Source organism: Streptosporangium sp. NPDC051023 (genome assembly GCF_040689595.1).
Lineage (GTDB): Bacteria > Actinomycetota > Actinomycetes > Streptosporangiales > Streptosporangiaceae > Streptosporangium.
This window is the reverse complement of sequence record NZ_JBFBCE010000053.1, coordinates 55,555-62,208: the sequence shown is the minus strand read 5'-3', so window position 1 is coordinate 62,208 and position 6,654 is coordinate 55,555. Positions and strand designations below refer to the sequence as shown.

Below are 6,654 nucleotides of genomic sequence, written 5' to 3'. Positions count from 1 at the left end.
CCGGACGAAGGGTGGATCGCCGCGGTTCGGTGCCGTTCGGCGGGCGATGGCGTATCTCTGTGCCTTCGTTCTCGTCGTTGGCGCGATCTACTTCGGCACCCACTTCGAGGAGATGACCGGCCGCGCGTCCAGCCGGCCCGCACGGGCTGCGGCCACCCCCGGCGCCTCCACGCGGGCGACGGCCACGCCTGGTGCCTCCGTACAGGCGACGGCCACTCCGACCAAGCCCGTGTGGCTGAGGGTCGGCCATCGCTCCTACCGCGGGCTCGGCCCGATCGACGCCCGGTGCGACAGCCTGCCGGGAACCCTGGAGACCGAGAAGACGCTGCAGGCCCTCTCGCTCTGCCTGGACCGCATGTGGTCCGCCACGCTGGCGCAGGTGGGGGTCACCTACGCCAGGCCTGAGCTGCGCCTGGTCCGTACCCCGGAGGAGGCGGCCTGCGCGGTGAACGCCTACGAGTGGGGCGGGCTCTACTGCTTCGGCCTCAACGTGGTCAACGTGCGGATCGGCGACGAGGAACTTCCCCCCAGGTTCGTGCTCGCGCACGAGTACGCCCACTACGTCCAGGAAATCGGTGCGATCACCGACGGGTGGATGACGCGACGCCACGACGACGAGTTCGCGCGCCGCGCCGAACTGCAGGCCGACTGCCTGGCCGCGGTGACGCTGCGAACCGCCCTGCCCGGAGAGCTGGAGAGTCAGCGGCGGATGTTTGAGGACTACGCCAAAGTGCCGGTGACGGACGACGGGCTGAAGGGATACCTGCGCACGCACGGGTCGTGGGCCCACACCGTCGCCTGGATGGAGCGGGGGGCGCGGGAGGGGACGGTGGCCTCGTGTGACACCTGGGACGCCCCCGCGAAGCAGGTGTCCTGACGGCGTGACCGTCCGCAAACGTAAAAATATCCGTCCTGATTCACCGATCACGCGAAAAACCTGCGTGTTTTTGGATGATCGCGTCTCGGTACATGGGCACTCGTCCCATGGGGATCACCGGGTCCGATAGCCTCGATAGGGTGAGTCGATTTGCCCACCCCGCCGGTGACCGGCACGCCGAAGTGCTGCCTGAGGACCGTCCTCCGCACGCACCTGCCGACCTGAACACGCTCGACCCCACGATCTGGCCGCGAACGTCGGGTCGCGTCGACGGCTCGATCACGATCGGCGGCGCGGACGTCAGGGACCTGGTCGCGCAGCACGGCAGCCCGCTCTACGTGGTGGACGAGGAAGACTTCCGCTCGCGCTGCCGCGACTACCGGGAGGCGTTCGCCGGAGGCGACGTCCATTACGCGGGCAAGGCGTTCCTGTGCCGTGAGGTCGCCCGCTGGATCATGCAGGAGGGCCTCGGCCTCGACGTGTGCAGCGCCGGTGAGCTGGCCGTCGCGCTGAGCGTCGGGTTCCCGCCCGAGCGGATCACGATGCACGGCAACAACAAGTCGCTCGCCGAGCTGGAGAAGGCCGTCGAGGTCGGGGTCGGGCACATCGTGGCCGACTCCTTCGAGGAGATCGCCCGCCTGGGCTTCCTCGCCGACAAGCACGGCAGACGTCCCCAGGTGATGATCAGGGTGACCGTCGGCGTCGAGGCGCACACCCACGAGTTCATCGCCACCGCGCACGACGACCAGAAGTTCGGCTTCTCGCTGAGCAGCGGGGCCGCCGCGGAGGCGGCCAGGCGCATCCTCGCGCTGCCTCAGCTCCAGCTCGTCGGTCTGCACTCCCACATCGGCTCCCAGATCACCGACACCGCCGGGTTTGAGGTGGCCGCGCGCCGCCTGGCCAAGCTTCTGGTGCAGATCAAGCAGGAGCACGGCGTCGTCCTGCCCGAGCTGGACCTCGGCGGCGGCTACGGCATCCCCTACGTCGAGGGCGACACCGCGCCCGACGTGAAGGAGATCGCCGACAGCCTCCGGGAGATCGTGGCCAAGGTCGCGGAGTCCGCGGGCCTTCCCGTCCCCAGGCTCACCGTCGAGCCGGGCCGCGCCATCGCGGGCCGGGCCGGGGTGACGCTCTACGAGGTCGGTACGATCAAGGACGTCGAGGGGCTGCGGACCTACGTCAGCGTCGACGGCGGTATGAGCGACAACATCCGCACCGCGCTCTACGGGGCGGAGTACACCGCGCGCCTCGCCTCGCGTGAGAGCGTGTCGGAGCCGATGCTCTCGCGCCTGGTCGGCAAGCACTGCGAGAGTGGCGACATGGTCGTCCGCGACCTGTGGCTGCCGGGCGACCTGGCCACCGGCGACCTGATCGCCGTCGCGGGCACCGGTGCCTACTGCCGCTCGCTGGCCAACAACTACAACTACCTCCCCAAGCCCGCCGTCGTCGCGGTCAGGGGCGGGGAGTCCCGCGTGATCGTCCGCCGCGAGACCGAGGACGACCTCCTGAGGGGACAAGCGTGAAACGATCCGGAGCGGCAGGGGCGGGACAGTCCCGCGTAGCGAACGAGATGGGGAGTGCGGCCACATGGCACTGAAAGTTGCCCTTCTCGGGTGTGGTGTCGTCGGTTCCCAGGTGATCCGGCTGATGCACGAGCAGGCCGACGACCTGGCGGCGCGCATCGGGGCTCCGCTCGAGCTCGCGGGCGTCGCCGTACGGCGTCTCGGCCGCAGGCGGGAGGCCGAGGTCGACCCCGCGCTGCTCACCACGGACGCCGAGGCGCTGGTCACCCGTGACGACGTGGACATCGTCGTCGAGGTGATCGGCGGCATCGAGCCCGCCAGGTCGCTCATCCTGGCCGCGATGAACAGCGGCAAGTCGGTCGTCTCCGCGAACAAGGCGCTGCTCGCCGAGGACGGCGCCACCGTCCACGCCGCGGCCAGGGCCAACAACGCCGACCTGTACTTCGAGGCGGCGGTCGCGGGCGCGATCCCGCTGATCCGGCCGCTGCGTGAGTCCCTCGCGGGCGACCACGTGCACCGGGTGCTGGGCATCGTCAACGGCACGACGAACTACATCCTCGACAAGATGGACTCCTCGGGCGCGTCGTTCTCCGACGCCCTTGAGGAGGCCCAGGCCCTGGGATACGCCGAGGCCGACCCCACGGCCGACGTCGAGGGCTTCGACGCCGCGGCCAAGGCCGCGATCCTGGCCGGGATCGCCTTCCACAGCCGGGTTACGGCCGCCGATGTGCACCGTGAGGGCATCACCGAGATCAGCGCGACCGACGTGGCCAGCGCGAAGGCCATGGGCTACGTCATCAAGCTGCTGGCGATCTGCTCCCGCTCCGACGACGGGCGCTCCTTCGGGGTCCGGGTGCATCCGGCCATGATCCCCAGGACCCACCCGCTGGCCGGGGTCCGCGAGGCCTACAACGCGGTCTTCGTCGAGGCGCAGTCCGCCGGGCAGCTCATGTTCTACGGCGCCGGCGCCGGTGGGGCCCCGACCGCGAGCGCGGTGCTGGGCGACATCGTGGCCGTCGGGCGCAACCTGCTGGCCGGGGCGCGGGGGCCTGAGGAGTCGACCTACGCCGACCTGGTCGCGCACCCGATGGGCGAGACCGTCACGCGCTACCACGTCTCCCTGGACGTCGCCGACAAGCCGGGTGTGCTCGCCCGGGTCGCCGACATGTTCGCCAAGCAGGACGTGTCCATCCAGACCGTCCGGCAGGAGGGGCACGGAGACGACGCGCAGCTCGTCCTGGTCACCCACAGGGCCACCGATGCCGCCCTCTCGGCCACCATCGAGGGCCTGCGGGAGATGGACATCGTCCGCGACGTGGTGAGCGTCATGCGCGTCGAGGGAGAGGACGCCTCCTGAGGGCCTCCTGCTGACGGCCTCCTCGCGTCACAAAGCGCCCTTCCTCTTTGCGGGGAGGGCGTTTTGCGTTGCGGTCTCGTGATGGCACAGCCCCACCTCCAGGTCGTGTCATTGCCGTTCGCCGATGGCAGGGCCGCCTCCCTGGGATTTGGCAATGCCTGCTTTAAGCGGACTGGGGACTTATATGGTGTTTTGCATACCTTGGTCCGTTGATCGGAGGGACGACTCGTCGTGAAGATCGTTTATCGGATGGGAACGCTGCTGGCGATGTCGGTCGTCCTGGCGATGTCCGCGCCGGTGCTTCCCGCCGAGGCGGCCCGTACGGCGGCTCCCCCGAGGAAGGTCACGACGGTCGTCTCGCTCACCTTCGACGACGGAGATGCGACGCACCCTTCCGTGGCGCGCATGCTGGAGCGAAGGGGTATGCGCGGGACGTTCTACGTCAACACCGGAGCCATCGGGCACACGGGCAAGCTGACCCGCGGCCAGGTCATCGCGCTGGCCAGAGCGGGGCACGAGGTCGGCGGCCACACGCTGACCCACGTTCGTCTCGACGAGCTGACCCGTGACGAGCAGCGCGGGCAGATCTGCGACGACCGCAGGACACTGGTCAGGTGGGGCCTGCGCCCGGCCACCCTCGCCTATCCGTTCGGCGCGGTGGACGCCGACGCGAAGGCCGTGGCGCGCGGGTGCGGCTACGACGCCGCCCGCACGGTCGGCGGGCTCAGGCGGTGGGGCTGCCTAGGCTGTCCCGCCGGCGAGACTCCGCGTCCGAAGGACCGCTACGGGATCCGCACACCGGGCTCCGTCCGTGAGGACACCTCGCTGCGGCAGTTGAAGCAGCAGGTCCTCAACGCGGAGAAAGGCGGTGGCGGGCTCCTGCCCCTGGTGTTCCACCGTGTCTGCGACGCCTGCGGCGTCTACTCGGTCCCACCGAAGGTCATGAACGAGTTCCTCGACTGGCTGGCGGCCCGCGGCACCCGTGGCACGGTCGTCAAGACCCTGGAGGAGGCGGTGGGGGCCCGCTACCGGCCCTTGCCTCCCGAGTGACCGCCCCGCGTCTGGACGGGGTCCCGCGCCGCGCCCGGACGGCGGTGGCGTAGGGCGTCTGGGCGAGGGGCGAGGGGCGAGGGGCGGTGGCCGTGGACGGTCCGGGGGCCGGGTGCTCTAACCGGGGCCCTCGACGAGTTTGCGCAGGCGGCCGGTGGCGCGGCGCAGGAACGAGCGTTTCTGCGCATGGCGCAGGGCGACGGCCTCGAGGCGGCGCTGCTCCGCCTTCTCCTTCCACCTGGCGGTGTCGCGCGTGCCCTTCGTCGCGAGGGCGCGCAGTTCCCTCAGCTCGGCCTTCAGCGCGGTGACCTGCCGCTGGGCACGCTCGGCCTCCCCACGCCGGGTCTCGGCCTCCGCGCGCCAGCGCACGGCCTCCCTGTTGCGGTCGGACGCCCAGGCCGGGTAGGCGCGTGTCGCGGGACGGAACCGCCACGACTCGGCGTCCAGCCAGGTCGCGCCGTACAGGTCCGCGATCACGTCGTCCAGGGACTCGCCGTCCCCCGCGACGCGCAGCGCCCTGGCGACGGCGGCGGTCCGCTCGAGGCGGGCGGCGACAACCCCCGTCTCGTTCTCCTCAAGTGCGACGAGCAGCAGACCCGAGTCGTCCCTGTCGGCCAGCTCGATCAGCATGGCGAGGGTCTCCGCGCCCGGCACCCATCCGGCAGGACAGGTAAGCCGGAAGGGCGCGGGGAACGAGGTCGCGGGGACGCGCCCGGCGAAGCGGACGCGGCCGTCGCTCGCGTACTGTCCGCGGATCAGCCGCAGGTCGAGCAGTGGATCGTCCAGCGGTGCCCCGCCTCCCTCGGCGAGATCCCCGACCGGTCTCCCGGCGGGTGACGTCCACGGGCCCGTCACGGTGACGCTCACGTCCGGCAGGGTGCTCGCCAGCGCCCCGTCCACGCTCGCCCTGACGTCCTCGAAGGAGGCGCCGCCCGCGTCCACGATCACCTCGACGTAGGGGATCAGCCACTGGCGTCCCGGGTCCGAGCGCAGATTGCGCCGGTACGGCACGCGGTCGGCGATGAACGGGTCGTTGTGCCGTTTGACCTCTCCCGGTCTGCGCATCGCCGTCGTGGTGCCCAGATGCCAGCTGAGGGCTCGCGAATCCGGGATGAAGACCGCGCCCGTCTGGGTGAGCCGGTAGCCGAGCTCGGTGTCCTCGCCGAGGGCCAGGGAGGTGTCCATCCCTCCCGCCTCCCGCAGCAGGGCGGCGGGCAGCGAGACCGTCGCGCCCACGTGGACGCGGTGCAGCAACGGGCTGGGCGCGTCCCGGAAGCCGCGATGGGCGGCGACGAGCTCGTCGATCCAGCCATGCCCGTGGTCGGGGTCCTCCTCGAAGAGGGAGCGGGCCCTGTCCCCGGCGACGGCGGTCCGGACCTCGGCCGGGGTCGGCGGTGTGCCCGCCATCGCGGTGAAGCGCAGCTTCCCCAGCACCACGAGGTAGTCGGCCAGGTGGTGCCAGCGCATGTGCGCCTCCACATGGTCCCGGTAGGGGACGATATCGGCGTCCATCCGGTGAATCACCTCGCCGTCCGCGACGGCCGTACCGGCCTCCAGCGCGCCCGCGATGCCACGGCGGCCCTGTGCCGGGCCGACGATCCGGGTGCGTCCCGGGGCGATCTCGGGCAGCCTGAGCGGGGGAGCGCTCCCGTCGTCCACGACGATCACCTCGAGGAGGTGTGGGGGATAGGCCTGCGCGGCGAGGGCGGCCAGCGTGAGGTCGAGCTTCTCCTGACCTCCCCTGGCGGGGACCACCACGCTCACCGCCATGCGCGGCTCCCACGCCCCGGGCGCGGGCGGACTCAGCACCCCGTAGTCGTTTCCCGGGATCCGCGGCACGTCCACGC

General features: G+C 71.2%; 5 protein-coding genes. 4 read left to right on the top strand and 1 reads right to left on the bottom strand.

Annotated elements, in window-relative coordinates:
* From AB0395_RS30040 to AB0395_RS30025, 4 genes are all read left to right on the top strand, one after another.
* Positions 1–877: neutral zinc metallopeptidase (locus AB0395_RS30040; RefSeq protein WP_366286853.1), on the top strand; the 877-nt coding region annotated here is incomplete at its 5' end.
* A gap of 140 nt (positions 878–1,017) precedes the next feature.
* The gene (lysA, locus tag AB0395_RS30035; RefSeq protein WP_366286852.1) at positions 1,018–2,400 is read left to right on the top strand and encodes a diaminopimelate decarboxylase; all 1,383 of its coding nucleotides are present in this window, start codon (positions 1,018–1,020) and stop codon (positions 2,398–2,400) included.
* 64 nt (positions 2,401–2,464) lie between these two features.
* Positions 2,465–3,757 carry a homoserine dehydrogenase gene (locus AB0395_RS30030; protein ID WP_366286850.1) on the top strand — a complete coding sequence of 431 codons (1,293 nt, stop codon included), beginning with the start codon at positions 2,465–2,467 and terminating at the stop codon, positions 3,755–3,757.
* 231 nt (positions 3,758–3,988) lie between these two features.
* On the top strand, positions 3,989–4,807 hold the full coding sequence (locus AB0395_RS30025; protein ID WP_366286848.1) for a polysaccharide deacetylase family protein: 819 nt from the start codon (positions 3,989–3,991) through the stop codon (positions 4,805–4,807).
* 117 nt (positions 4,808–4,924) lie between these two features.
* Here AB0395_RS30025 and AB0395_RS30020 read toward each other — a convergent pair whose 3' ends face one another.
* The gene (locus tag AB0395_RS30020) at positions 4,925–6,652 is read right to left on the bottom strand and encodes a glycosyltransferase (protein ID WP_366286847.1); all 1,728 of its coding nucleotides are present in this window, start codon (positions 6,650–6,652) and stop codon (positions 4,925–4,927) included.
* Positions 6,653–6,654 lie beyond the last annotated feature (2 nt).

Coding starts and splice junctions, on each gene's coding strand:
- AB0395_RS30030 (WP_366286850.1), top strand. CDS start 2,465: ATGGCACTGAAAGTTGCCCTTCTCGGGTGTGGTGTCGTCGGTTCCCAG.